The following is a 25,608-nucleotide window of genomic DNA, read 5'->3' on the forward strand; positions in this document are numbered from 1 at the left end:
CTAAGCTTTACAACATCCATCCAAAGACGCAATTCCTTCTACTGTTGCTTTAACTTCATCTGCATCATAACCTAATTTAGAAATACCTTCTTTAATTTCTTGTAAAGTTGTTTTCTTTGAATTGTAATAAATAGTAAAAGTCATTGCTTTATCATCTAATTCATACATTTTCACCCCTTTTATTTTTAGCATTTCAGTTTTGAATTTCAAACCACAGGTTTCACATTCTTTGCAATGATCACAATGAAGAAAAGTTTTGATAACAACTTTTTGAGTAGTTTTTTGTGCTGAAACAAAATTTGAAAAGAAAAATAATGATACAGCTAAGACTAATGATTTTAAAATTGAATTTTTCATAATTATAAATTTATTTTATTTAATTTTCTATTTAACAACAGTTTTTCTCTGCTTGAATTGGTGGGCATTTTATTGAACCGTAACTACAATAAACACAACAATCACCTTCTAATGGTTTGAGTACTTTCTTGCATTTCTCACATTCATAAAAATATTGACAAGCATCAGTTGGCATTAGTTCCTCTTTTTTATGTCCACAATTGGGACAAGTTAAAGTTGATTTTAATTCAACCGTCTTTCCTTCATAGATTGTGCAAGTTTTACAGTTTCTGTGCAATTTATTTCGATAATAATTTACGATTGTTGCGATAAGAAGACCAAACATTCCAATATAAATTAAATAAGTTGGATTTTCCATTTCACTAAAATAATAAGCGAAAAAAATCATTATTCCACTCGGAATAGCAATTAATAAAGGATACAAACAAAGATGTTTCCTATAAGAAATGTAAAGTCCTCCAATTGAAACTAAAACCATCGCTTGAAAAATCCACATTGTCAATCCTCCAAAAAGCTCAAAACTACCTAATCCAAGTGCGGATGCTCCAAAGGCAAATAAAGGAAAACAACAAGGTGAAAACAGGGCTGTAATAAAAAGCCCTATTGTACCTAATTTATCTATATTTGAGTTTAATTTCATTATAATTAAACTAATTAGTGGTTATGTCCTTCATGACTTTCTTCTGAACCTTCTTTTGAATGATTATGTCCGTCGTGGTTTTCTTTTGAATGATCGTGTCCTTCGTGATTATCTGCTTTTGCTTCAATTAAATCCATTTTACAAACTGGACAAGTTCCTTTTTCATCATATATCTTGTCTTTTTCACAATTCATTGGACATTCATAAGCAACTTTGTGCGTTTCGCCATCTTTGTGCTCGTGTTCTTCTTTTTCGGTTGTTGGTTCCATTTTTTCTTTTTTATTACAAGAAACTGTACTTAATGTTATTATGGCAAAAACCATAATTAAAATTGATTTTTTCATGATACTATGATTTATTTATGTTAATTATTATTGAATACTGCTAATGTTCATGACCACCACCGCCTTCGCTTTTTATCAAATGGCTTTGTATATAATAAGCACCTTTTAAAACTATTTTTGCGTTTGGTTCTATTTTTTGAAGTAACGTTACCTGTGTAAATCCTAATTGTGAAGTTCCTGCTTTTACTTCAATGCGTTGAAAATGGAATGTTTTTCCTTCTGCTTCTTCGTGCTTGTCACCATCTTCGTGATTATGTCCTTCCTTTTCGTCGTGTGCTACTTCTTCTTTGTGACCTTCTTCTAAAACAAAAATAAATTCTCTTCCATCTGCCTTTATAATTGCTTCTGTTGGTAAAGCTTTAACTGTATTTGCTCCAGCATCAATAAGAGCATTTACATACATTCCTGGAATTAATTTTTGTTGAAAATTTGAAATATCTGCGTGTACTGCAACTGATTTTGTTTCGTTTTCAAATGATTTACCTACACTAAATATTTTTCCATTGATTTCTGTATTATTTTGATTAGTTAAAATAAAACGTACATTTTGACCTTGTTTTACTTTGAATAAATCTTTTTCGTACACTAATAAATCTACGTGTAATTTAGAATTATCGACTATATTCATTAAGGGTTTACCTGCTTCAACATTACTACCAATTTTGATGTGAATTTCTGTAATATTTCCTGAAATTGGAGCAATTACAGAAACTGAAGCCGTTGTGTTTCCGTTACCACTAATGTGCAAAGTGTTCAATTGCTTTTGTAATGAATTAAACCTTGCTCTTTCAATTTCATAATCTGATTTAGTTTTTTGAAAAACTTTTTTAGAATTTACTTCTTCATCACTTAATGTTTTTTGTCTTTCAAATTCTAATTTTAGAAACTCTAAATTACTTTTTGAAGTTAGATATGCTTCTTGAATTTTAGTAAATTCAGGACTTTCAATTGTAGCAATAGTTTGTCCTTTACTTACTCTTTGTCCTTCGATTACATTTATTGTTTTTACAATTCCTGTAGTAAAAACAGATACATCCGCTTGATTTTGTGGTGGCAACTTCGTATAGCCGTTAGCCTTAATTACTTCACTTAAATTTTTATCTGAAAAAGTACCTAATTCTATACTTGATGCATTAAACTGAGCTTCATTTAATTCAACTTCTTTAATTGCTGTTGGCTCTTTTTCTTCAGAGTGACTTTCTTCTGTATGAGCTTCACCATCTGTATGTACGTGTCCATCGCCTTCAGTATGACGCAAAGAAAAATATAAAATAATAGCAAGGATTATTGCTCCTACTATTGATGCATATATTATATTCGATTTTTTCATTTTACTTTTTATTATTGATTGATACTGTATTGAATTGTAATTATAGTTTGATTGTAATTATAAATCGCTTCGCTATAATTTAATTGAATTTGACTTGCTGTTTCTAAACTTTGAACATATTCTACATAAGAAATATCACCATTTTGATATGCTTTTGTTGCATTTTTAATTATTAAATTAGCGTTTGGCATCGCTGTATTTTTATAATAATCTATTAAAGAAGCATACGTGACTAATTGCTCAGATTGTTGTTCTAAATGGCTTTTAAATTGCTGATTTATATAATCGGCATTTTTCTGTTCTCGTTCAATATTTGTTTTTGCAGATTTTGCTCTAGCGATACTACTTCCTGCAAATATTGGAACAGACAAACCAACTACAACACCTTGAAATTGAGGTGTGCTATTATAATATGTTGGTGTTCCGCTTACATCTTGAATACCTGTTATAGATTGCAAAAAATAACCTATTGAAAAATCTGGAGACAATGCTGATTTTTCTACTTTATGATTGGCTTTTGCAATTTTAACTTGTTGATCTGCTAATTGAACAATTGGGTTTTGTTTTACCATTGAACTATCAACTTTCGCCATAGCGGGATACGGCACAAATGAAGTGTCCGTTGCGATAAATTCTGTTTTTAAATCTAAAATTGCTTTTAGTTTTGATTTTTCAATGGCGATTTGTGTTTTATTTTGCTTTATTTTTTGCTCTAATTCTTGTTGTTTCGCCAATGCAATTGTTTTTTCTAAAGCATTTGTTTCACCTGTTTGAAATTTCAGATTGGCTGACTTTACAAATTTTTGCATCACAGCATTTTGCTTTTCTAAAACTGCATTTTGTTTTTCATAAAACAACAATGTATTCCAAGATTGTCTAATAGAATAAGTTATTTCTTGTTTTGCAACTCCTAATTTAGTTGCACTTGCATTACTATACTCTTTAAGTAAACTTCTTTTAGCACTTATTTGAAATGGATTAAAACTTTGACTAATACCAAAATTTTTATCTTGAGCTTGTGAGTTTATTTGTCCAAATGTTCCTGACAATTCCGTTTTAGGAAGCTCAAATGCTGTTTTTTGCAACTGTGTTTGCATTTTTACTTCTAATTCTGAAGCTTGAATACTTTGATTGTTTTTCAAACCCATTTCAAGTGCTTGTTTTAAATCAAGCTTTTGAGTTTCTTGTGCATTTGCTCCAAATATCCCAAACAAAAAGGTAATTACTAAAGCCGAATTATTCATAGTTTTTCTTTTAATTTTTATGCCTTTCTCAAAATATAAATACAGAATTGGAAGGACAATTAAAGTAAGTAAAGTAGCTGTTATTAATCCACCTATAACAACAGTTGCTAATGGTTTTTGAACTTCAGCACCAGCACTACTACTAATTGCCATTGGTAAAAATCCAAGTGAAGCAACGGCAGCAGTTAATATAACAGGTCTTAATCTTACTTTAGTACCTTCTTTTATTCTGTCATACACATTGTCCATACCTTGTTTTTTAAGTTCATTAAAATATCCAATTAAAACAATACCATTCAGTACAGCTACACCGAAAAGAGCAATAAATCCAACACCTGCCGAAATACTAAATGGCATATCTCGTAACCAAAGGGCAATAATACCGCCAATTGCAGATAATGGAATAGCAGTAAATATTAATAGAGATTGTTTGATTGATTTAAAAGTAAAATAAAGCAATACTAAAATTAAACCTAATGCTACTGGAACGGCAACAGAAAGTCGTTTGTTAGCCTCGATAAGATTTTCAAATTGACCTCCATAAGTAGTGTAATATCCTTCTGGAAGCTTTAGTTTTTGATCTAATTTAGCTTGAATATTTTCTACAACTGTTTTTACATCAGCGCCACGAACATTGAAACCAACAACAATTCTACGTTTACCATTTTCACGAGAAATTTGCATTGGACCATCTTCATATTTTACATCTGCAATTTGTTCTAATGGAATTTGATTACCCGATGGTAAGGTTACAAACAAAGCTTTTAGGTTTTCAATATCTTTTCTGCTATCATTATCTAATCTAACCACTAAATCAAAACGTTTTTCGCCTTCATAAACAACACCTGCTGTTTCTCCTGCAAATCCCATTCTGACTACTTTGTTTAAGTCACCAATTTTTAATCCATAAAGTGCTAATTTGTCTTTATTGTATCGAATTGTTATTTGTGGCAAACCTGCAACACGTTCAGCTTTAACATCTGAAACACCTTCAATACCATTAATTAACTGCACAACTTCTTCACCTTTGCTAACTAACATTTCTATATCGTCACCAAAAATTTTGACTGCAACATCACTTCTTACACCTGTCATCAACTCATTAAAACGCATTTGAATAGGTTGAGAAAACTCTGTAAATGCACCTGGAATATCAGACAAAGCGTGTTCCATTTTTTCCATTAATTCTTCTTTGGTTTCTGCTGATGTCCATTCGCTTTTATCCTTTAAGAGAATAATCATATCTCCAGCTTCAATAGGCATTGGATCAGTAGGTATTTCTGCAGAACCAATTTTAGTTACAATCATTTTAATTTCGGGAAATTTTGCTCTTAAAATTTGTTCTGCTTTTGTGGTAGCTTCTATTTCTTGTGATAAAGAACTACCCGATGCGATGATTAAATGTGTTGCAATATCACCTTCATCAAGTGTGGGAATGAACTCACCACCTAATGAATTAAATAAAAATATCGAACCTATAAACAATGTAATAGCTACTCCAATAATTGCAGCTTTAACTCGTAATGCTTTTTCTAAAATGGGTGAATAGAAATTGTAAATTGCCTCAATTATTTTATCACTAAAATTCTTTTTGTGTCCTGTTTCTTTTTTTAAAGCCAAGGCAGACATCATCGGAACATATGTTAGTGATAATATAAATGCACCTAATATGGCAAATGATACTGTTTGCGCCATTGGTCCAAACATTTTACCTTCGATACCAACTAATGCTAAAATAGGTAGATATACGATTAGGATTATTATTTCACCAAAAGCGGCACTACTTCTAATTTTTGAAGATGCTTGATATACTTCATCATTCATCTGTTTAGTTGTTAGTTTTCCTTTATTACTTACTTGAAGTCGATGTATAATGGCTTCTACAATAATCACGGCACCATCTACAATTAATCCAAAGTCAATTGCTCCTAAACTCATTAAATTCCCACTAACTCCGAAAAGTTTCATCATTGAAATAGCAAATAATAGTGCCAATGGGATAACGGAGGCAACAACTAAACCTGCTCTCCAATTTCCAAGTAGCAATACTAAAATAAAGATTACGATTAATGCTCCTTCTATAAGATTGGTTTGAACAGTACTAATAGCTTTTTCGACCAAAACAGTTCTGTCCATAAACGCCTCAATTGCTACACCTTCTGGAAGTGATTTCTTGATTTGCTCCATTTTTTCTTTTACAACCTTAACAACTTCACCGCTGTTTTCGCCTTTAAGCATCATTACCATTCCTGATACTTCTTCGCCTTTTCCATCTTTTGTAACTGCACCATATCTGATGCTACTACCAATTTGAACTTTGGCAACATCACGAATAAGAATAGGAATACCATTTTGATTTTTAACTACAATCTTATTTATATCTTCAATGCCATTAACCATACCCACACCACGAATAAAATAGGCATAAGGCTTTTTGTCAATGTATGCACCGCCTGTGTTTTCATTGTTGTTTTCTAATGCATCGAAAATTTCGGAAATTGTAGTATTCATACTTTTCAGCTTATCAGGCTGAACTGCAATTTCATATTGTTTCAGATTTCCGCCAAGCGTATTCACTTCTGCAACACCTTTTGTACCTATTAATTGAGGTTTTATTATCCAATCTTGTATGGTTCTTAATTCGGTTGCATTGTATTTTTCTTCATATCCTTTTTTGGGAAATACAACATATTGGTAAATTTCACCCAAACCTGTACTAACCGGAGCCATTTCGGGTGTTCCAACTCCTTTTGGTATAGTGTTTTCAGCTTCTTTAATGCGTTCTGATATTTGAGCCCTTGCCCAATAAATATCCACCTTTTCTTTGAAAACAACAGTTACTACACTTAAGCCAAAACGACTTATAGAACGAAGTTCAACAATATTTGGAATTGATTTAACGGATTGTTCAATGGGATATGTAATAAATTGTTCTACTTCTTGCGTTGCCAAAGTAGGTGAACTGGTAATTATTTGTACTTGGTTGTTTGTAATGTCTGGTAATGCGTCGATTGGTAAAGTATAAAGAGAATAACTACCAACGATAACTAATACGAGAGTAAAAAGTCCAATAATGAATTTATTATTGATACTAAAATGAATTATTTTATCTAACATTTTTATTGTATAATGAATTAATAAACAGAGAACTGTTATCTTTTTTAAGTTGTTAAAAAGGCACAACTTATTGACCCGAAATTACTCGGGCATCATTATACTATTTGAGGTGGTCGCCAGATACTTCCGTAGAAATTAGAAGTAAATTTAGAGGTGTAAGATGTTAACTGAGTTGTAATTTCTTTTGAAACTACTGAAAAATTGAAAGTTATAACTTTAAAATAACTTACTATTTGAGAACCACAGCAATTGCAATTGCAAAATGGGGAACAAAGATCATTTTCCTTATCGTGCGAATGATTACCGTGATCATGAGTGGTTTTCACTACTTGGTGAGTATCTTTATGAGCGACACTATTAACTTCCATATCAACACAAGGCAGACACGAAAGTGCCACCAGATAGATCGATAATATGAAGTTTAACAATTTCACAATTGCAAAAATAGTTTTTTTTTTATTATTATAGTTAAATTTCAATTAAAACGTTTTATAAAAGCCACTCGTAATTTGTTTAGAATAATAGAATTGAAACTTTTATTACCCATTTTGATTTAAAAGTTTTCTTGGGTAAAAATTGAATGTTATTTTTCATAACTTATTGTATATAATTATTTATTAAATCTTTTGGGATTATTGTGACACTATTTCAAGTCCGTTTTTGATAACTGAAATGTCGATTTTATTGGTTTTTAAATTGTGGTATTCACCATCAAGTTGTATGTCAACGAAAATTTTATCTGGTAATTCGATAGCAATGTTTTCAATTAACCTGTGTTGCGCCCTATCAAAAACTTCCTGTTTTTTTGATAACACGTGAAGTCCAAATTTAATTTTGTTAACTAAACTTATTTTTTGAATTATTAAAAGATCCAGTTTCCCATCTGTTAAACTGGCATTTGGTGTTAAACTCATACCATAACCCATTTCATTTGAGTTGGAAACGAAAAGCATAAAAGCATTGCAATTTATTAGCTGATTATTGAATGAGAGTATCGATTTTATGGGTTTAAATTTTATGCTAGCTTCTAGTGATGCTCTGATGTAAGCCGATAATGTTCTTTTTTGATAGCTATCGTATTTTTTAATTATTAAGGCATCAATTCCAATTCCCATGTTGCTAAAAAAGTAGTGTTGGTTTACTTTTCCGATGTCAATGAATTGGGTTTTCCCATTTCTGATTACTTCAGTTGCCTGTTCCAATAGTTTAGGGATTTTTAGATTTGAAGCCAAACCATTGCCTGAACCAATTGGTATTATACCCAATTTAATTTTGGTATTGACTAAGCATGATGCCACTTCATTTATGGTTCCATCGCCACCGCATGCTACTATGTAATCTGGGTTTTCAGTTATGGCATTGCGGGTCAATATGACGGCATGATGTTTATGATTTGAATAATCAACAGTAATTTTGAATCCTTTTGCAGGAAAATACTTTTCTAATACTGTCCTGGTTAAATTATGTTTTCCGTTGCCTGAAATTGGATTAATGATAAAATGAATGTATTTCATTATTTAAGTAATTTGTTGGTGAATAAATAATCGGCAGTTTGATACCAAGAAATTGTTTCGTCAAGAAATTTTTTATTCATTGGTAATGGTTTCAAACTATTATCCTGTTTGTCCCATGAATAAAATGTTTGCTTTTTTTGGTCGGATAAAATCATAACCTGCTCTTTTTTCATAAGAACTAATTTTCTATATGTTCCTACCAAAGCTCGTTCTTCAAAGTTTGACTGGAATATGTCTTTACCAAAGAAATTGCTTTCGTAACTCCAATTCATCATTGAAAAAAAAGTTGGAAAAATATCTATTTGGGAACATTGCTTTTTCACTTTTTGATTTAGTCTTTCCGGAAAGTTTACTATAAATCCCGGAATGTGATAATTGGCAACATCTATTTCGTCTTTACCCGCGCTACTGGCGCAATGATCAGCAATGATGATGAAAACCGTATTTTTGAACCAAGGTTTTGATTTGGCTCGCTTAAACATATTTTTAATTGCATAATCCGTGTATTTAATAGCGCCTTCGCGACCAGTTCCCGATGGAATATCAATAGCATTCTCTGGATAAGTATATGGACGGTGATTGGAAGTAGTCATTACAAAATTGAAAAAAGGTTTATTATTCTTATAATGTTCATCAGCTACTATTAGCATTTTAGAATAAATGTCTTCATCGCAAATTCCCCACGCGTTTTCAAAAGTTACTTCATCATCATTTATATTGTTTCGGACTGTTTTGATTTTATCACTTAACACACTTCCGCGACCACGATCATAAATTGTAAATCCGTTTCCTCCAAAATAGGCGTTCATATTATCAAAATAACCATCACCGCCATAAAAAAAATTGGAATTATACCCTTTGGATTTAAATACGTTTGAAACGGTATAAAGATTTTGATTTTCTGGACGTTTTACAATACTTTGTCCTGGTGTTGGTGGAATGCAAAGTGTCATGGCTTCCATACCACGAACGGTTCTTGTTCCTGTAGCATACAAGTTGTCGAAGAAGATACTTTTTTGAGCTAAACTATCTAAAAATGGCGTTATGTTTTCTTTATTACCAAACTCTTTCATGAAACTGGCACTAAAACTTTCAACCAGAATAAAAACAACATTCTTTTTACCTGGTTCTTGGTTAGTGGTATCTGTTATAGTTCTATGAATAGATAATCCTTCTGTTTGGTATTTACTATTTTTATCGTTTAATTTATTTCTGATGACATCAAAAGCCACTTTGTCATCTATAGAAGTATAAAACTCATTGTATGCCATTTGATTGTTTCTGAAAGCAGCAAAAAAAGAGTAAATTCCTGATTTTGATATTTCAGCATTGTATCGATTGGATGACCATTCGGCTTGATTATTAGTAATAAAAATGGAAAAAAACAATGCTGTAATTACTGTTGTAGCCAAAACAATCGTTCGGTCTTTTAAACTAGCGGTTGTGGTAAATGTTTCCTTAAAAATATTTAGTTTATAATATGTGAAAATTATAAGACCAGTTATGGAAAGCACACCTGCAACAAGAATAGGAAGCGGATAGGATTGTTGGATGTTGGCAATAACTTCGTGCGTGTAAATAAGATAATCAACCGCAATAAAATTAAAGCGGGTTTTAAATTCATCCCAAAATGTAATTTCTGCAAAGAATGAAAAGACTAATATGAAAATGGTAAGCGAGGTGAAAAACCAAACGAGAATTTTATCAATCCACGAACCAGTCCATTTGTTAGGAAATACAAAATAGTAAATTGCTGATGGGATAATTATAAAACTTATGGTTCCGATGTCATAAACGAATCCGGTTGCAAAAGTTCCAATAATTGTGAACAGATTAAATGAAACTTCATTGTATTGCCATATTGTAAATAGTATTCTTAGGAGGAAAGAAAATGTTATAAACCATGCGATAAATGCAAATAGTAAACTGTAACGATTTGCAATTTTTATTTTATTGAACATATGAAATTTATTAGGTTATTTTAAAAAAAAAGCACTCATACCAAATGATGTGAGTGCCCAAACATGAAAAAATTAACTGACTGAAAGTAACTTTCCGTTTCATCAGAAAACAAATCTTTTACTTTAATCTCAGCCAGGTCAATAACGATACCTTTTTCTGATATTATCTTTGCCGTTTCTTTTACTTTTTGATTTTTGTGAATTTTACTCACATAATTAACCTTGGCAATTTTTTTTATAGAATAGCTACTATAGGATGTTGTTAACCCGTTAAATAAGAGTGTTGTAAAATTGTTTTTTAAACGGAATTTTATGATTTTGTCTGACATTGAAATAGTATAATGAATTATAAAATCGGCAAAATTTCTTTCGCAATTTATTTGTGATAAGGCACAAGGTTCTTTTCCGAATCCCGAAATGTCGGGACGGAAATCATTATACTATCTGAGGGGGTTGCCAAATACTTCCGTAGAAGTTGGAAGTAAATTTTGAGGTGTAAGAAGTTAATTGGGTTTTGATCCTTTTTGATACTACAATAGGATCAATTGTTATTGCCTTAAAATAGGTAACTATTTGTGAGCCGCAACAATTGCAACTGCAAAAAGGTGAACATAAATCATTTTCCTTATCGTGTGAATGGTCTTTGTGATTTGAATCCATTCCAATGGTTTTGTGAGCTGCACTGCTTACTTCCATATCAACACAAGGTACGCACGAAAGTGCTACCAAATAGATTGATAGTATGAAGTTTAAGAATTTCACAAGGGTAAAAATAATAATATATTCTATAACTTGGAAAAATGAATTAAATATTTTTAAAATTTAGGGATATTGTGTTTTTATTTTTAGATTTGTCTAAATTTAAATTTAAGCTTGATGAAAATACATTTCTACCTCATCATAATGTGCATGGTGTTCTTTTCATGCGAGAGTTCTTATGTTGCTGTTCCATCAGAAGATGAACTTTTGGACGGTCCTGTTGATGGTCTTTCGAGTGCAGAACTGCAACAATTTTTAAGGGGTGATGTAGCCGTAAATGAGGTTTTTACCCGTCAAACCGGTTTAGGGTCAACATTTGTAGGAACGAGTTGCATTAATTGTCATGCCGGAGACGGAAAAGGACATCCCTTTACAACCCTTATCCGCTTTGGCCAGGTTGATGAAACCGGTAATCTTTTTTTAAATCAAGGTGGACCACAATTACAGAACAGAGCATTACCGGGTTATTTACCCGAGCAAATTCCTTTAGGGGCTACATTTTCCAAATTCACTCCGCCAGCCATTACCCGATTGGGATTTTTGCAGTATGTTTCGGATACTACAATTATTGCCATGTCAGATCCCAATGATGCTGATGGAGATGGGATTTCGGGTGTTCCTAATTGGATAAATTTATCGGGCTATTCAATTCCCTTGTCTAATGCAATTACAGAAAACGGAAAGTATATTGGACGATTTGGCAAAAAAGGTGCTGCCTTTGATTTGTTGCATCAAACCGTCAATGCGTATCACCAGGATATGGGTATCACTTCAATCTTCAATCCAATTGACCATTACTCAAATTTAGAAATTGATCCCGAAGTTGCTACCAGTAAAGTAAATGATGTTGTTTTTTATTTGAACACCTTGAAAGCCCCAATTCAAAGAAATCAAAACGATGCTGAGGTAATGCAAGGCAGGAACCTTTTTGAGCAGATCAATTGCATAGGCTGTCATAAAGCGCAGTTAACGACAGGCTATTCACCAATAAACGCGCTTTCCTTTAAAACATTTGCCCCTTACACGGATTTACTTTTGCATGATATGGGAAGTGGTTTGGATGATAGTTATACCGAAGGAAGCGCCAAAACTTATGAATGGAAAACCCCGCCCTTATGGGGAATTGGGCTTTCTGAAAATTCACAGGGCGGCAATTTATTTTTAATGCACGATGGAAGGGCAAGCAGTGTCGAACAAGCCATACTACTGCATGGTGGAGAAGCAACCAACAGTAAAAATGCGTTTCAAAACCTTAGCCAATCTAAAAAAAATGCCTTACTGAAATTTATAAAATCATTGTAATTATGGACAGAAAACAATTTCTTAAAACGTGTGGGTTTGGATGTTTAGTAGGAATAGCCAGTGTAACATTATTGCAAAGCTGTTCTGCCTCACAGGTTGTTTCAAAACAAATCGTAGGCGATGACCTTATCGTTCCAATTACAGATTTTGAAGTAAAAACCAGTGACACAACCGGCTATAAAAAGTACCTTATCGTTCAAAATGAACTCTTAACGCATCCCATTTGCATTTATAGATTTAGTGCTACTGAATACTCTGCTTTGTATATGGCTTGTACGCATCAACGTGCCGAATTACAGGTATATGGTGACAAATTGCAATGTGCGGCACATGGAAGCGAATTCAGCAATAGAGGATTGGTAGAAAGCGGTCCGGCTACAGCCGATTTGAGAAAATTTCCGGTAACTATAGAAAACTCTGTTTTAAAAATATCCCTAAAATGAAATTACGAATATCCTTTGTAGTGGCGATGGCTTTTTTAAGCTGTGGTTTGTCTGCGCAAATTGATCCAAGTTTGTTAAAGAGAGCTCAGAAGGACACTTTAGCACAAGTGCTGAATATGGATGCTATTTACAACAGACCTGTATTGAACATTAACAAAACGCCAATTGCTATTGGAGGATATTTTGAAGCTAATTGGCAAAAGCTTACTACTGAAGGTGTTTCAGAAGGTCACCAATTTCAAGCGAGAAGATTTACTATTTTTATGTCATCGGCAATTAGCAAACGAGTAAAGTTTTTGAGTGAACTTGAATTTGAAGATGGTACAAAAGAAATATCAATTGAGTTTGCATCTGTTGATGTTGAATTTCATCCCTTAGTAAATTTCAGGGCCGGAATTATTTTAAATCCTATTGGAGCCTTTAATCAAAATCACGACGGACCAAAATGGGAATTTACCGACAGGCCGATTTCGACTACTCAATTATTGCCTGCCACTTTCAGTAATTCGGGTGTCGGTCTTTTTGGTAAAAAGTATCATAAAAACTGGATGTTTGGTTACGAGGTTTACTTTTCGGGTGGTTTTGATAATTCGATAATAGAAAATTCAGAAAATAAAACCTTTCTACCTGCTGCAAAGGAAAACCCAGAACGCTTTGAAGAAATTAATAGCGGAGAACCTTTATTTACAGGAAAATTAGCGGTTAGAAACAGTAAAATTGGAGAATTAGGAATTTCGTACATGGGTGGTATTTACAATAAATTTCAAGATGATGGAATTATAATTGATGACAAAAGAAGTGTACATGTTTTTGCCTTAGACTTTAATACAACACTCCCAAAAATTAAAACATTTATTACCACCGAATTTGCTTGGATTGCTGTTGATGTTCCAGAAACTTATACACAACAGTTTGGTAATAAACAGCATGGTGGATTTATCGATATAGTTCAGCCCATTCTTTCGCAAACAATTTTAGGTTGGGAAAAAGCGGTTTTAAATGTGGCGTGCCGATTGGAATATGTAGATTGGAATGTTGGCACTTTTAATGAAACAGGCGGTAGTATTGGCGAAGATTTATGGAGCGTTATGCCCGCTGTAAGTTTTAGACCAACATCGCAAACTGTATTTCGTTTGAATTATCGTTTTCAAAAACAACGCGATATTTTTGGTAACCCGCCAGCAATTACTGACGGATTTAATTTTGGAATATCTACTTATTTTTAGCAATCGATAAAGAATTAATTTCATCAAGATAGTATTGCAAATCATAGAGATAAATTAACTCAATGTTTTCTTCACTTGGCATTTGTTCTAATTCGACAAAATTGATGTTTTCAGAAAGTGCTTTTTCGCCAATGATGTCTTGTATAATTACATAGACCACTTCGAGAAGGTTTTTATTATTGCAATGAACGGTGTAGTTTTTTAGATACACGATCATGTCTATTTTTTTGCAATTTTCGTATTGTAAAGGTTCAAATTTGATTTCACTTGCTTTTAGATTGATATCTTTAAATACATACGGTTTGTCTAATCCGGCTTCCATTTCTTCTATATCTTCAGATGGTTGTATGAATGCTATGAAGTTCCAGTTTTTTAGTTTGGGTGCATTATCGACCAACGTTGTGACTGCCTCAAAATAATTGGGATTGCCATTTGCTGAAATAATGAGTTGTATTGATTTGTTTTTTCTTTTTGGAAAAATTATGATGCAATCTAATCCTTCGGAATAGTAGTGCAGGTTTTTATCGAGCCAAAAAAGGAAGAGTTTTTGGATTTTTGGTTTTTCGTTTTGGAGGTTTCTTAGTGTTTGCTCATTGTATTGGATCCAGTTCCAGAATAGTTTGATGTTTTTCATGATTATTAAGTTTTTAAGTTTTTTTTTACCGCAAAGACGCTAAGTTGTTGCAAGGTTCGCAAAGCACTTCGACTGCGCTCAGTGTGACAGTGTGGATTTTTTATCGTTTATCTTTTGAGTTGTTGTCGTAGGCGATTAGATTGAAGAGTTCACGCATTCGGCTTCGTACCCGATTGCCGTATTGGGTTTCTATTTCGGATGCAGAAAGGTTTGTTGTGATGTGGGTTTGTATTCGTTTTGCGATATACACATCGTATCTGCTTAATAGTATTTCTGCCATTACATTGCATTCGTTGCCGTAATATTTTAGATTGCTTTCTGTACCTAAATCGTCAAAGCAGATTGTTTTTGGTTCGTATTCGTATAGTTTTCCTTTGCTGTATTTGTGTATGATTTGGTAGCCGTCTTGAATGAATTCGAAGCTTATATCTCGGCATGGTTTTACGAAAAATTTGTGTTCGGTTGGTGTTAGGTATTTCATGATGTTCATTATTGAGGTTTTGCCACAGCCGATTGGTCCAGAAAGTAGAATTCCTTTGTTGAGGTTTATGTTGTATTGAAAACAGGTTACCTCATCTTTGAGAAAATACGCGATTAATTTGTAGATGATTGGATAATCGGTTTCTAGTATTTTGAAATGGGTTCCGTATAGCTCGATGCCTTTTTGCTCTATCCACATGATTATTTCTTGATAGTTGTAGTGGGTTTTTATATTTTCATTCATTTGTAATTTTTTTGTTCGCTAAAGCGAAGGTTTGGGAACACAGATGACGCGGATTAAACGGATTTACACAGATTTTTTAAAATCAACAATTCACTTCGACAAGCTCAGTGTGACAAATGAGTTACTACAATGGTTCGGAATAGTCTTTATCGATTTTGGTGTTGAGTTGTTTTGGGCGGTTTGGTTCTGCATTTGTAATGAATTTTGGTGCGTTTAATATCCAGTTTTGTGCTGCGGCTTGCCAATCTACCATTGGTGTTTTGCCACCAACTAACCAGCCGATACTGGAGAAGTAATTGAAGAATTTTTGGGCTTCGAGTTCTGGGAAGTTGTTTTCTTGGAAATAGAATTTGACGTTTTCGATTGTTGGTATTTCGTCTTTCTTTTTTTCGCGCAACTTTTTTTCTTTCTCGGAAAGAGTTACCTCGACTGCGCTCGGCATGACAAATTCATCATTTCGATTTTCTTCTTCAATTTTTTTTGATTGCTCGCCCAAGTTTAAGCCGTTTGAATTGTTTAAATCGTTTGTATTGTTTGTATTGTTTATATAAGGTACTAGGACTTGTTCATTAACCTGTTCACTACTTGTTTCATCACTAGTACAAGACTTGTTCACTACTTGTTCAATGACTGGTTTAAAATTTGAACTGGCATTTTTTGGTAAGGGCTTTAAATCATCGGAAAAATTGAATAAGAAAACATGGCTGCCTTTGAATGGATTGTACGATGGTTCGTATTTGATATACCCTTGTGCATGCAATGCTTTGAGGCATTTGTGATAGGTTGCTTTTGAACTGATTTTACTTATTCGCATTATTTCATCACGAGAAATACTGATTGGATTTCTGAACCGATTGCAATTCCAGAATTGGAAAAGTGACATGTATAAACTTACATGTGTTGGATTGAGCAACTTGTCTTTTGCTACTCTGTCGAAAAATCCGGTTAGGTGTTTTATGTAGTTCATTTTTTTAGTGAATAGTAATTAGTGAAAAGTGATTAGCTTAACCGCAAAGAACTCAAGGAATACACAAGGCGCGCGAAGGCTTAGCAATCGACGAGTTGATTATACTGATGTAGTTAACTATTTTGAGTTGAATAATGTGCGCTCGGAGCTTACTTTGTTTTGATCGAGTAGTTTTTCAATATCCTTGTATGGATAATAGATTATTCCGCCGATCTTGGTGTAGGATAAGGTTTTGTTAATGCGTAAGGTTTGGAGTGTTCCTGGAGAAATATTGAGTAGCTTTCTAACTTCTGAGGATTTAAGCCATTGTTTGGTTTGCTCTGTTTTGTTTTGAAAGATTTCTCTAATGTCGTCTAGTAGTAACGTGCGGAAATCATTTAGGTCTTGTTTTGTGAGGATTTCAATTGCCATAATTTATGTTTTACATTGTTATGGCACAAAATTGTATGTTTTGAGAATATTTATTTCACAAGTCAATCACAAGTTGTGAAAGAAAAAGAGGTAATTATTTTCTAATTGCCTGTATTTGCTGACTTCTTTAATTTGTAAATGAAGTATGTTGGTGAAATTCCGTTACGCTCTTTGAAGGCACGAGTGAAGTTTTGGGTGGAACCGAAACCTGCTTCTTCACCCAAAGCTTTGTGGGTGTAGTTTCGGTATTTAGTTTCTTTTTTTAGAATTTCGATTATGTAATTTATTTTCAAATCGGTTATGTAATCAATAGTCCCTTTTCCTCTGTGTTTGGCAATAATCTTTGTAACATATTTTGTATTGGTATTTAGGAATACAGCCATTTTTGCAAGCGTCATGTCTTTTTCTAAATATTTTTTACTCTGCTCAAATTTCTCCAACTTTTTTAAAATACCAGCCTCAATATCTGGGCTTATTTCTTGAGTATTTTGTTTGTCGGTATTTTCAGAACTACTAGTTTCGGTAGTGTCGTTCTTTATTATTTCCTCAAAAGGCGATGGTTCAATACTGGTTTCAGTAATTGCTGGCTTAGAAGTATCACGCTTCATTATTTCATCGAAAAGCCGTTTGTTTTTGAAGTGCTTGTATATTAAAAATGCAATAATAGCAATCAATATACAGATGATACCAAAAGCTACAAAAGTTCTAAATGTCATGGCATTTTCAATCTCCTGTTTGGATTTTAATAATTCTTTAGTGTCGTATTCTTTGACTACTTTTTTTAGTAGGTATTTGTAATTTTGCCCAAGAATATTATCCACTTTTAAAAGTTGATCAATGTAATAAAGTTGGGATTTTGTATTTCCTTTTTGTTTGTAATAAGCGATTAGTTTTTCATAACCCTCGCGTAAGTCGGGACGGATGTAGTTTTCTTTTTTGAATATTTCATCTACTTTTTTAAAATAGGTTACAGCTTTTTCTTTTTGATTTAAAGCCCAAAATGATTTTCCGATGTAAAAATGGGCAACTGATGCGTTTGCAAAATCTTTTTTACTTTGTATTTTTGGCAGTACTGAAGTTAATTTAGTGATAGCTTCATTATATTTTTTCAAACCACATAGATTTACACCTTCAGAATGGATGAAATACGTTTGCATTTCGAGGTTGTTTACTCTTTTTCCTTCGTCAATTCCGGTTTGGTTCGTTATCGTGCACCACGCATAATTTCCAATTCTATTGTAGCATAAACCTAATGAATGGAGTGAATTGAGGTATGCTCTGTCGTTTTCTTCCTTGAAATAATCAATACATTCTCTGAATAAACTGATGGCTTCATCATAAAAACCAAGATAGGATTTTGTTTGTGCAATGCCGTATTTTAGTTTATAGATTGAATATTCATCGTTTGTTTTAGAAATATAACTATCTGCAATTATAAAATTATCTAATGCCTTGTTATGCTCTTTTTTACCATAGTAAACTGTTGCCTTAGTGAGATAGGCATTGCCAATTATTAAGTTATCTTTTGTGTTCATGGCAACACTAATTATGCTATCCGCATAATTCAAATGATACTTTTTATCTACTAGATACATTATCGTTTTGTATGCTAAAGTAACTTGCTCAAAGTCGTTCAGCTCTTTAGCTTTTTCTAACCATGCTTTCGCATACCTATTTGATTTGACAGTATCATTCCCATATCGGACAGCTGCTTGACTTAAATAATCATAACTTTTGGAAGATAGACTATCTGAATTTTTACCATAGTTGTTTTGCGCATTTATACAATGCGAGATTAGTAGTACTAGAAATAGTAAGCGTTTTTTTGTAATCATTATAAGGATTTGGAACTTAAACAATTAAAAACTGCAAAAGAATATAGGTAATGTGGATTTTTTAGCGAATAAATGTAATTAAAATAATTAAAAATGACGATAGATGAAGTGACAAATTGAGAATGGACTTTATGAAATGTAATGTATTGAAGTGTTGTGTTTTACTATTTGTTTTTGAGTGTTTCATTCCCGAATGGCACATTTTACATTCGGGAATGGTGTAGATGTTGACTTGTGAGATGGGAAATGGGCAGTTAGTTTTGCCTTGAATTCAAACGGTTTTGTTATGAGCAAACCCAAATCCTAGTTCAATTATCCCGGGCTAAATGAACTGATGAAAAAAAAGTAATCAGTAACATTCTAACACATTAAATCACATGAAAAATATACACTCATGCACACTAATTATTGCCTTTTTTGTTATGATGAGTACAGGACTTGTATCTTGTAGCTCTGATAATGACACTACGAATTCTGAGAATACCAATTCTAATTCCGCTAAACTTATTACAACTTTGCCAGGAAATGATGCCAATCCTTATGATGAAGTAGGATGGCTATACAACGAATTGTTTGACACCTATTACACCAATGCAAATTTAGGTGGTTCTGTTACTCAAATTATAACTAAAGTGCAAACTATAGCCGATGCCAGCGCGAACTTTAATTCGACTAAAGGTTCTCCCTATCATAATGTTTCAAGCACCAGAGTATTGTATTTACTTGAACATACAACCACTTGTGTCAATGATGTTATCTCCGCTTCGAGTATGTCAACAACAGGCAAATCGAGTTTAACAAATTTTATCAATTCATTTATTATTTTTCTTGAGAATGAAAATGATTGTGATGTGATTTATGATAAGGTTGTTGCCTACGAGAATGGAGTACTGCTTAACGCTGCACTAACTGAAACCGATAAGCGCATTATTTTGACCACTACCTCTATAACAAGACATTCAGCTTTTAGAGCAAGAAAAAAACCAAAGAAAAATACTGATCCAGATTGGGATATCTTCATAGGAAATATTATTGCATCCACTGAAGGTGCTGAATATGGTTCGGCTGAAGCTGCTACGATGTCACTTGTGACTGGGATTGCGCAGAATGATTGAGAAGAAAATAGAGAATAGAAAATAGAGAATAGATGAGATTGCTTCGCGAGCTCGCAATGACGGTATTCTAATGACTAAGTATGGGTTGTCAATTAATGGCAACCCATATTAGTTTTCGTCTGCATCGTCCATGCGAAGTATTAGTTTTTCTTTTAGTGTGTTTATGAATTTGGTTCTTTCTGATTTTCTTGCTCGAATTTCTAAAAAGGCGCGGTTGAATTGTCCTAAATCGATGTTGAATGTTGTTTCAAAAAATGTGGCTACTTCTTTTAGTTCGGATGTGCCGTTATTGAAAACACCTTCGGTGTGGAGTGCATAAATTAATTCGATTAGCCCGACTTTTGAGCCGGTCCATTTTTGAGTTTTGGTATTAGTATTATTGCTATTCGTCTTTTCTTTTTGTTCTAGTTTTAAGATTTCAGTTTCTATGTAGGTTTTGATTTTTTCGTTTGCTATAATTTTAGCTATTTTGTAATCGTGTGAGGTTGAGAAACGATTGTCTGCTTGAAAGTAAAAGCTATCTAGTGTATGCCTCAAATCGTGTTTTCCTCGGAGAAAATATTTATGGTCTAGACTTTTATTGTCTGTTTTGTAGTATTTGTAGAACTCTTTATTTTCATTATAAAATGCTTGCAGTTTGAATAATTCGAGATTGTAGTATTTTCGAATTGCTTTTTTTGAACCGAATGGTTTGTTGGTTTCGATGTTGTATATTTTGTTGTAATAAATGAGTTTGGCCGCAAATTGTGGTTTGGTATCGCGAAAGAAACTGATTTCTTCTGATTTGTTTGTAAACGTATGCTTTAGGAATTTTGTTTTTAGATTTTCAAAAATTGGAATTAATGTTTTAATTGCTAATTCTGCATATTGAACAGGATTGTCTGTTTTGGAGTGAATGTTTTGTAGTTGTTTGTCTAGTTCAGATAATAGATGTTCGGAAAACAATTTCATACGCTACTGTTTTAGTTTGATTGAAAGCAAATCTATTGGAGTAGTGGTATTGTTGCAAGTGGATTGGTGTTGTATTCCCGAATGGAATAGGTTTAATTCCCGAATTGAATATTGTTATTTAACTTCGCTTTGCTCGTTTTTTTGGAACACAGATGACACAGATTTAACGGATTTACACAGATTTTTTCTCGCTTTGCTCGTGGTTTTTTTTACCATGTAAGGAATTTAAGGTCATTTAAGAACTCGCTTTGCTCGTTGATTTGGGACGCGGATTATCGCCGATTTATTTGTAGTGGCTGGATTAATGATTGAAATGAATAGTATCATTCTCGAATTGCATAGTTTTTTTTACAGTTATGTGGTAATTGTAAGTTCTATTTGCCACAAGAGTGTGGTGAGATTTAAAACTTTTATTATGAGCCACATTCTATTTTCTATCGCGTTGTATTTGGTTTTTATTTTTCTGTTTTTTAGAGAAATGTATTTGGACCACAAACGGTATCTTGAAGCTGACCGATTGGGTGATGAACATATTTTGAGAGAGGTTGAGCGGTTTCTGGAGAAAATGAAGCAGACAGATGGTGTGTCTTTAGAGGACTGAATTTGTGTGGATTTTTTGTTTTATGCGGTGATTATTGTTTCTATTTACCGCAAAAATGCGGTGATACAATTGAATAATCACCGCATTTAAATTTTTTATAGTCTTTAATCCATTTGCTAATTTCGTGCGAAGATCATTAAAGGTTCGATATTTCCTTTATCTGCTTCACGAATGGCATTTATGTATGATTTTCTGGTTTCGTCTGCCTTTACCATATTGGAATGGTTCCATGAAAAAATAGGAGCTTTAAATATGGACTCTATGATACTATCTGCCATAATTCGTGAGTGCCTACCATTTCCATTTGGGAAGCAGTGGATATTTACCAATCGATGCTTGAATCTTATGGCAATTTCATCTGGAGCGTACGTGTTATTTTCAATCCAATAGAGGGTATCATCCAATAAAACTTTTACATCCATACCGATTCTTATCCATGGTACACCAATGTTCTTTTCTGACCTTCTGAATTCGCCAGCCCAACTCCAAACTTCACCCAGCATTCTTTTATGCAGCGCTTTAATGAATTCCTCGGTAAGTATGGTTTCTTTTTTTAGTTTTTGACGCATAAGCCATTGTATCGCCTTTTCTATATTAAGCTGCTCGTATTCGTCCAGTTCTCCATGTGTAGTAATGGTCTTGATAAGCAATCCTTCTTTTTCTTCCTCGCTTAATGGCGTTTGTCCATCTTCATATACAAACTCTAATCCCATAATGATTTGTGCATTTCACGTTTTAATTCGTTTGCCAATTCCATTATGGCATTGTTTATTTGTTCGGTACTATTGCCTTGGTTTTCCAATTTCATATTTTGATTTGTACGCAAAACAATTCTTTGGGCAATTTTTGTAGCTTTAGCGGTTATCATTTCGTCAACGGAATTGTATTTGGGAACAAAACCATAGACAAAGTGCATGTCTAAAGCTTTCCCCATTTCCTTGAGGGATTTTATAGAGATTGATTCGGTTGCTTCTCGTTCTTCGATTTTTTTAATGCCTTGTTTTGTCATTTGGAGTTTTGCTCCTAATTGTTCCAAAGTCATATTTAGTGAAGTCCGGATGGTATAAATCCAACCTTGTTGTGGTACAATTACTTTTTCTGTACCCTGAAAAGGTTTTAGCTTTTTGTCAAGCTGTTCTATCAGTAGTTTTTTAGTACTTCGCATCACTATTACGTTTACAAATTTTGTCAAAAGTAAACATATATATTTATAAAACAAAATAAAAGTAAACTTATACGTGTACTATTTTATATAAAAGTAAACATATAAGTTGATAAATTATAATTAAAGTAAATGTATGTGTTTACTATGCTGCTTGGCATTGTCGAAAAAAAAGACTAACTTTACAGAGTGCGGAAGCCCTAAAGGCTGAATCCTAATTCCGTATAAAAATACACTTTTAGTGTCTTTTTTCTTTTGAATTTTACGGATTCAGCCTTTAGGGCTTCCGCACTCTGAGTAATAATATTAGATTTCTTCAAAAAAACATCTACAGAATTTATTTTACATTTTTCGTGAAATTTGGACGCTTATTTCATATTGCGATATGCGATATCTCATTAATGGATTACTATCACTATTTTTCACTATTTGCAATTAAATAGATAAAATATGAGGTGTATTTCATTTGCGATTTACTACACATTGTGTAGTGTTGCGCGAATAGTTTCTTTTAAATTAATATTCCTAGTAAATAATATCTTGATTTTTAAGAACGTCTATTTTGTCAAGTAAACGACGCAAAATACTTGACAAAATGTATTGTTTTTATCAGCGCTAATTGATAAAATTAAAATGATTAAATTAATTCAGTGTTCTGTGTTATAAGTAAATTAGGAATATTTTGGAGTGTATTTTTAATTTTTCTTGTTTTACTATTGATAACTGATTTTATAGAATAGTAAATAAAAACAACAACCATTAAGCTAATTAAACACGGTAGAAGCTTTTTCCATTTGAAGCCAGAATTTATCCAGCTGATTGTAGTAATGAAAAAGTATGTTATTACCATTACGAATAAAGCTGATAAAATTGCTAAATAAAATATGAAAAACTTGAAATCTAATTGAATCGTAACAAGTGGATTGATACTCATTAATTTTTGGAGAATAGGTAGAAAGAAGATGAAAGTTGTTAAGCGTTATTTTTGTTTTAAGGCGTTTCAATAATTAATTTGTTGATTTATACAATACCAAGTGATTTAAAAAATCCAAATTATCAAGCGTTTTCTCACAAAACATCTTCTTTCTTCAACTTATAGACACATTAACTATTAAAAAATAATAATTAACAAAAACTAGTATTTTCTATTTACACGAGTAATATTGGATAGACGAAATTATTTTATGTAAATTTGCGATTAAGAATAAAAAACAAAATGAGCAAAATTAGAATTAGAAATTTCGGACCTATTAAGGAAGGGCTGCAAGTTAACGATGGATGGCTTGATATTAAACGGGTTACCGTTTTTATTGGTAATCAAGGTTCGGGAAAAAGTACTGTAGCAAAATTAATTTCTACCATAGTTTGGATCGAAAAAGCTTTGGTGCGAGGTGATTTTACTTCGTTGACAAGGGAAGAATTTAAGATTCACTGCTCTTACCAAAACATCGGATCATACTTTAAAGACACTACTGAGATTGAATACCAGGGTAAGGCTTTTAGTATTCGATATGATACTAATAGTGATGCCGTGTTTATTGAAAGAAACCCTATAAATGGTTATTCCTTTCCAAAGATTATGTATGTGCCGGCAGAACGAAATTTGGTTGGTTCGGTTAGAAATGTTAGAAACCTAAAAGGTTTACCTAGCACGCTTTATACCTTTGCTGATGAATATTTTGATGCTTTAGATGAAGTAGATTCATTAGATGGAATAGTTGATTTACCTATCAATAATGCGCAATTGGAATATGAAAAGTTTAGTAATATAGTTAGAATAAAAGGTAAAGATTATACCGTTAATTTAACTGAAGCTTCCAGTGGATTTCAATCGTTTGTGCCGCTTTATATGGTAAGTTCTTATTTAGCTGATTCGTTGTATAAAAAAAGAGACCACTCGACAAAACATTTAAGTTTAGACGAGGAAAGGAATCTATTTTTGCAGGTACAAGAGATAATGAGCGATCCGACTTTGTCTGAAGATGTAAAACGAGCACAGCTGCAACTTTTATCTGCCCAACGCAGTTATTCTGCCTTTTTGAATATTGTTGAAGAGCCTGAACAAAACTTGTTCCCGACTTCACAGCGCGAGGTACTGAATACGCTTGTGCGATTTAGCAACCAAAATGATAATAACAAATTGGTTATAACAACGCACAGTCCTTATCTTTTAAATTATTTAACCCTAGCTGTTAAAGCCCATTCATTGCTTGAGCGCAGCACAAAAAGTGATGACGTAGTTCGAAAAATACATCAAATTGTACCTATTATATCTGTTTTAAATGGTGATGATTTAGTTGTTTATGAAATGGAAGAGGTAGAAGGTACTATTTCGTTATTAGAAGATTATAATGGAATGCCTTCAGACGACAACAAATTGAACGAAAGACTTGGCGAAACAAATGAATTGTTTGCGCAATTATTAGAAATTCAGCAACAATTATGAGCATAACATTCGATCGAAATACTTGGCCTTACTCTTCAAGTAAGTCATCGTTTGGACTTTGTGACAAACCATCACCGTCAATGGAACCTGCCTATCTTGATGAGGAAAATGGAGCGGATTGGATTGCTGTAATTGATAATTATTATAAATGCATTGCCTATTTTACAGGTATAGATAATCAGATACCTTTACTAAAGGAGAATGGAAAAATAGATTCTAGGTGTGATGGGGTTCTTTCCTATAACGATGTAATCATATTTGTAGAATTAAAGCAACGTGCTCAGCTTGGCAGTGATTGGATCGTAGATGCAGAGTTGCAATTAAGAACTACCATCACGCATTTTGAAGCATCTGAGTATGCAGAGCATTTTAAAATAAAAAAAGCTTACGCTGCAAATAGTGAACATCCAAAGTTTAGAACAAATCAATCCCAGCGTATGGATAGGTTCTATAATGATACTGGGTATATATTCAGGATTGAAAATCGTATAACCCTTTACTAACATTTTAGCAAAAGTATCTTTA

The 25,608-nt window shown here is 32.9% G+C and carries 25 protein-coding genes and 1 pseudogene; 7 read left to right on the plus strand and 19 right to left on the minus strand.

Going from position 1 to position 25,608, the window contains the following annotated elements; all coding sequences use genetic code 11:
* The 11 genes and pseudogenes from G508_RS19515 to G508_RS20550 all read right to left on the minus strand — a co-directional run bounded on the left by G508_RS19515 (window position 1) and on the right by G508_RS20550 (window position 11,269).
* Entirely contained in the window at window positions 1-357 is a 357-nt protein-coding gene (locus G508_RS19515) for a hypothetical protein (protein ID WP_051197510.1), read from the minus strand.
* Between the two features lie 31 nt (window positions 358-388).
* Window positions 389-607, minus strand: coding sequence for a GDCCVxC domain-containing (seleno)protein (locus G508_RS20395; protein ID WP_026704812.1), 219 nt, complete (start codon window positions 605-607; stop codon window positions 389-391).
* A 51-nt stretch (window positions 608-658) separates the two neighbouring features.
* Window positions 659-997 (minus strand): annotated as a pseudogene (locus G508_RS20400) (MerC domain-containing protein); the annotation flags it as partial.
* Between the two features lie 14 nt (window positions 998-1,011).
* Window positions 1,012-1,341 carry a heavy metal-binding domain-containing protein gene (locus tag G508_RS20280; RefSeq protein WP_035694404.1) on the minus strand — a complete coding sequence of 110 codons (330 nt, stop codon included), beginning with the start codon at window positions 1,339-1,341 and terminating at the stop codon, window positions 1,012-1,014.
* Window positions 1,342-1,381: 40 nt separating this feature from the next.
* Complete coding sequence (locus G508_RS0107940; RefSeq protein WP_026704813.1) at window positions 1,382-2,671, minus strand: efflux RND transporter periplasmic adaptor subunit; 1,290 nt, start codon at window positions 2,669-2,671, stop codon at window positions 1,382-1,384.
* A gap of 11 nt (window positions 2,672-2,682) precedes the next feature.
* On the minus strand, window positions 2,683-7,032 hold the full coding sequence (locus G508_RS0107945; protein ID WP_026704814.1) for a CusA/CzcA family heavy metal efflux RND transporter: 4,350 nt from the start codon (window positions 7,030-7,032) through the stop codon (window positions 2,683-2,685).
* A gap of 95 nt (window positions 7,033-7,127) precedes the next feature.
* Entirely contained in the window at window positions 7,128-7,466 is a 339-nt protein-coding gene (locus G508_RS20545) for a DUF6660 family protein (RefSeq protein WP_084625949.1), read from the minus strand.
* Between the two features lie 198 nt (window positions 7,467-7,664).
* A complete protein-coding gene (locus G508_RS0107950) occupies window positions 7,665-8,546 on the minus strand; it encodes a diacylglycerol/lipid kinase family protein (RefSeq protein ID WP_026704815.1) in 882 nt (293 codons plus the stop codon).
* Window positions 8,546-10,507 (minus strand): LTA synthase family protein, encoded by a 1,962-nt coding sequence (locus G508_RS0107955; protein ID WP_026704816.1) that lies wholly within the window; start codon window positions 10,505-10,507, stop codon window positions 8,546-8,548. The genes G508_RS0107950 and G508_RS0107955 overlap by 1 nt, the downstream gene beginning before the upstream one ends.
* A gap of 35 nt (window positions 10,508-10,542) precedes the next feature.
* Complete coding sequence (locus tag G508_RS0107960; RefSeq protein WP_026704817.1) at window positions 10,543-10,836, minus strand: hypothetical protein; 294 nt, start codon at window positions 10,834-10,836, stop codon at window positions 10,543-10,545.
* A gap of 106 nt (window positions 10,837-10,942) precedes the next feature.
* Window positions 10,943-11,269 carry a DUF6660 family protein gene (locus tag G508_RS20550; protein WP_026704818.1) on the minus strand — a complete coding sequence of 109 codons (327 nt, stop codon included), beginning with the start codon at window positions 11,267-11,269 and terminating at the stop codon, window positions 10,943-10,945.
* A 114-nt stretch (window positions 11,270-11,383) separates the two neighbouring features.
* On the opposite strand from G508_RS20550, the gene G508_RS0107970 reads away from it, so the two are divergent.
* Genes G508_RS0107970 through G508_RS0107980 form a run of 3 tightly spaced genes read left to right on the plus strand, consistent with a single transcriptional unit; the run spans window position 11,384 to window position 14,237 of the window.
* Window positions 11,384-12,568: a di-heme oxidoredictase family protein gene (locus tag G508_RS0107970; RefSeq protein WP_026704819.1), complete on the plus strand. Its 1,185-nt coding sequence runs from the start codon at window positions 11,384-11,386 to the stop codon at window positions 12,566-12,568.
* Window positions 12,569-12,570: 2 nt separating this feature from the next.
* On the plus strand, window positions 12,571-13,011 hold the full coding sequence (locus G508_RS0107975; RefSeq protein ID WP_026704820.1) for a Rieske (2Fe-2S) protein: 441 nt from the start codon (window positions 12,571-12,573) through the stop codon (window positions 13,009-13,011).
* The gene (locus tag G508_RS0107980) at window positions 13,008-14,237 is read left to right on the plus strand and encodes a hypothetical protein (RefSeq protein ID WP_026704821.1); all 1,230 of its coding nucleotides are present in this window, start codon (window positions 13,008-13,010) and stop codon (window positions 14,235-14,237) included. The genes G508_RS0107975 and G508_RS0107980 overlap by 4 nt, the downstream gene beginning before the upstream one ends.
* Here the strand turns inward: G508_RS0107980 and G508_RS0107985 are convergent.
* The 5 genes from G508_RS0107985 to G508_RS0108005 all read right to left on the minus strand — a co-directional run bounded on the left by G508_RS0107985 (window position 14,224) and on the right by G508_RS0108005 (window position 18,808).
* Window positions 14,224-14,871, minus strand: coding sequence for a hypothetical protein (locus G508_RS0107985; RefSeq protein WP_026704822.1), 648 nt, complete (start codon window positions 14,869-14,871; stop codon window positions 14,224-14,226). The genes G508_RS0107980 and G508_RS0107985 overlap by 14 nt on opposite strands.
* 100 nt (window positions 14,872-14,971) lie before the next feature.
* Window positions 14,972-15,595 carry an ATP-binding protein gene (locus G508_RS0107990; protein WP_026704823.1) on the minus strand — a complete coding sequence of 208 codons (624 nt, stop codon included), beginning with the start codon at window positions 15,593-15,595 and terminating at the stop codon, window positions 14,972-14,974.
* Window positions 15,596-15,719: 124 nt separating this feature from the next.
* Window positions 15,720-16,562, minus strand: a complete 843-nt coding sequence (locus G508_RS0107995) for a transcriptional regulator (protein WP_026704824.1) — start codon at window positions 16,560-16,562, stop codon at window positions 15,720-15,722.
* Between the two features lie 117 nt (window positions 16,563-16,679).
* Window positions 16,680-16,973, minus strand: a complete 294-nt coding sequence (locus tag G508_RS0108000) for a helix-turn-helix domain-containing protein (protein WP_026704825.1) — start codon at window positions 16,971-16,973, stop codon at window positions 16,680-16,682.
* A 101-nt stretch (window positions 16,974-17,074) separates the two neighbouring features.
* Window positions 17,075-18,808, minus strand: a complete 1,734-nt coding sequence (locus G508_RS0108005) for an AraC family transcriptional regulator (protein ID WP_035694406.1) — start codon at window positions 18,806-18,808, stop codon at window positions 17,075-17,077.
* A 422-nt stretch (window positions 18,809-19,230) separates the two neighbouring features.
* On the opposite strand from G508_RS0108005, the gene G508_RS0108010 reads away from it, so the two are divergent.
* Window positions 19,231-19,923: a hypothetical protein gene (locus tag G508_RS0108010; protein WP_157485912.1), complete on the plus strand. Its 693-nt coding sequence runs from the start codon at window positions 19,231-19,233 to the stop codon at window positions 19,921-19,923.
* Between the two features lie 108 nt (window positions 19,924-20,031).
* On the opposite strand, the gene G508_RS0108015 is transcribed toward G508_RS0108010, so the two are convergent.
* Complete coding sequence (locus G508_RS0108015) at window positions 20,032-20,874, minus strand: RteC domain-containing protein (RefSeq protein WP_026704828.1); 843 nt, start codon at window positions 20,872-20,874, stop codon at window positions 20,032-20,034.
* A gap of 415 nt (window positions 20,875-21,289) precedes the next feature.
* On the opposite strand from G508_RS0108015, the gene G508_RS20055 reads away from it, so the two are divergent.
* A complete protein-coding gene (locus tag G508_RS20055; RefSeq protein WP_157485913.1) occupies window positions 21,290-21,475 on the plus strand; it encodes a hypothetical protein in 186 nt (61 codons plus the stop codon).
* Window positions 21,476-21,591: 116 nt separating this feature from the next.
* Here G508_RS20055 and G508_RS0108025 read toward each other — a convergent pair whose 3' ends face one another.
* The gene (locus tag G508_RS0108025) at window positions 21,592-22,188 is read right to left on the minus strand and encodes a mobile mystery protein B (protein WP_026704830.1); all 597 of its coding nucleotides are present in this window, start codon (window positions 22,186-22,188) and stop codon (window positions 21,592-21,594) included.
* On the minus strand, window positions 22,179-22,667 hold the full coding sequence (locus tag G508_RS0108030; protein ID WP_245569857.1) for a mobile mystery protein A: 489 nt from the start codon (window positions 22,665-22,667) through the stop codon (window positions 22,179-22,181). Before G508_RS0108030 ends, G508_RS0108025 begins: the two co-directional genes overlap by 10 nt.
* Window positions 22,668-23,853: 1,186 nt before the next feature.
* Between G508_RS0108030 and G508_RS0108035 the strand changes: the two genes are divergently transcribed.
* Together G508_RS0108035 and G508_RS0108040 are read left to right on the plus strand one after the other, a co-directional pair.
* On the plus strand, window positions 23,854-25,083 hold the full coding sequence (locus tag G508_RS0108035; RefSeq protein ID WP_026704832.1) for an AAA family ATPase: 1,230 nt from the start codon (window positions 23,854-23,856) through the stop codon (window positions 25,081-25,083).
* 80 nt (window positions 25,084-25,163) lie between these two features.
* A complete protein-coding gene (locus G508_RS0108040) occupies window positions 25,164-25,586 on the plus strand; it encodes a hypothetical protein (protein WP_211223379.1) in 423 nt (140 codons plus the stop codon).
* The last annotated feature ends 22 nt before the right edge of the window (window positions 25,587-25,608 follow it).

The sequence above is a fragment of the Flavobacterium soli DSM 19725 genome (assembly GCF_000422705.1).
In the GTDB taxonomy this organism is placed as follows: Bacteria; Bacteroidota; Bacteroidia; order Flavobacteriales; family Flavobacteriaceae; genus Flavobacterium; species Flavobacterium soli.

Coding starts and splice junctions, on each gene's coding strand:
- G508_RS0108035 (WP_026704832.1), top strand. CDS start 23,854: ATGAGCAAAATTAGAATTAGAAATTTCGGACCTATTAAGGAAGGGCTG.
- G508_RS0107975 (WP_026704820.1), top strand. CDS start 12,571: ATGGACAGAAAACAATTTCTTAAAACGTGTGGGTTTGGATGTTTAGTA.
- G508_RS0107945 (WP_026704814.1), bottom strand. CDS start 7,032: ATGTTAGATAAAATAATTCATTTTAGTATCAATAATAAATTCATTATT.
- G508_RS0108010 (WP_157485912.1), top strand. CDS start 19,231: ATGATGAGTACAGGACTTGTATCTTGTAGCTCTGATAATGACACTACG.
- G508_RS0108040 (WP_211223379.1), top strand. CDS start 25,164: ATGGAACCTGCCTATCTTGATGAGGAAAATGGAGCGGATTGGATTGCT.
- G508_RS0107940 (WP_026704813.1), bottom strand. CDS start 2,671: ATGAAAAAATCGAATATAATATATGCATCAATAGTAGGAGCAATAATC.
- G508_RS0107990 (WP_026704823.1), bottom strand. CDS start 15,595: ATGAATGAAAATATAAAAACCCACTACAACTATCAAGAAATAATCATG.
- G508_RS20055 (WP_157485913.1), top strand. CDS start 21,290: ATGAGCCACATTCTATTTTCTATCGCGTTGTATTTGGTTTTTATTTTT.
- G508_RS0108015 (WP_026704828.1), bottom strand. CDS start 20,874: ATGAAATTGTTTTCCGAACATCTATTATCTGAACTAGACAAACAACTA.
- G508_RS0107995 (WP_026704824.1), bottom strand. CDS start 16,562: ATGAACTACATAAAACACCTAACCGGATTTTTCGACAGAGTAGCAAAA.
- G508_RS0107985 (WP_026704822.1), bottom strand. CDS start 14,871: ATGAAAAACATCAAACTATTCTGGAACTGGATCCAATACAATGAGCAA.
- G508_RS0107970 (WP_026704819.1), top strand. CDS start 11,384: ATGAAAATACATTTCTACCTCATCATAATGTGCATGGTGTTCTTTTCA.
- G508_RS19515 (WP_051197510.1), bottom strand. CDS start 357: ATGAAAAATTCAATTTTAAAATCATTAGTCTTAGCTGTATCATTATTT.
- G508_RS20280 (WP_035694404.1), bottom strand. CDS start 1,341: ATGAAAAAATCAATTTTAATTATGGTTTTTGCCATAATAACATTAAGT.
- G508_RS0107950 (WP_026704815.1), bottom strand. CDS start 8,546: ATGAAATACATTCATTTTATCATTAATCCAATTTCAGGCAACGGAAAA.
- G508_RS0107980 (WP_026704821.1), top strand. CDS start 13,008: ATGAAATTACGAATATCCTTTGTAGTGGCGATGGCTTTTTTAAGCTGT.
- G508_RS0108000 (WP_026704825.1), bottom strand. CDS start 16,973: ATGGCAATTGAAATCCTCACAAAACAAGACCTAAATGATTTCCGCACG.
- G508_RS0107955 (WP_026704816.1), bottom strand. CDS start 10,507: ATGTTCAATAAAATAAAAATTGCAAATCGTTACAGTTTACTATTTGCA.
- G508_RS0108005 (WP_035694406.1), bottom strand. CDS start 18,808: ATGATTACAAAAAAACGCTTACTATTTCTAGTACTACTAATCTCGCAT.
- G508_RS0108025 (WP_026704830.1), bottom strand. CDS start 22,188: ATGGGATTAGAGTTTGTATATGAAGATGGACAAACGCCATTAAGCGAG.
- G508_RS0107960 (WP_026704817.1), bottom strand. CDS start 10,836: ATGTCAGACAAAATCATAAAATTCCGTTTAAAAAACAATTTTACAACA.